Origin of the sequence: Arthrobacter sp. B2a2-09 (assembly GCF_027587375.1) — a bacterium.
In the GTDB taxonomy this organism is placed as follows: Bacteria; Actinomycetota; Actinomycetes; order Actinomycetales; family Micrococcaceae; genus Arthrobacter.
On record NZ_JAMXIC010000111.1, the window covers coordinates 1 to 344 of the forward strand.

Annotated in this window: 1 pseudogene; it reads right to left on the reverse strand. The window is 68.9% G+C overall.

What is annotated here, in order from left to right:
- Positions 1 to 344: pseudogene (locus NFJ07_RS25765) on the reverse strand (DUF3417 domain-containing protein); the annotation flags it as partial.

The window sequence follows — 344 nt, forward strand, 5'->3', positions numbered from 1 at the left end:
ACGCCGTGCAGTTTGGCCACGCCGTTGGCCCGCTGCGCCAGGCGCAGGCCCATGACGGCCATGTTGAAGACCGCGGGGTTGCCGCCGTCGTAGTTTTCCCGGCCGAGTTCCAGGACCTTCTCCACCGGGACGTCCGGGGCCAGGCCGGCGTCGAAGAAGTGCCTGATCTGCACGGCCTCGAAGCGGTCGATGCCGGCCGGTACGGGGGTGTGGGTGGTGAACACCGTGGACGCGCGCCCGGCGGCAAGGGCCTCGGACCAGCTCAGCGGGGCTTCGGAGGACATGAGTTCCTGGATGCGTTCGATGCCCAGGAACCCGGCGTGGCCTTCGTTGGTGTGGAACAC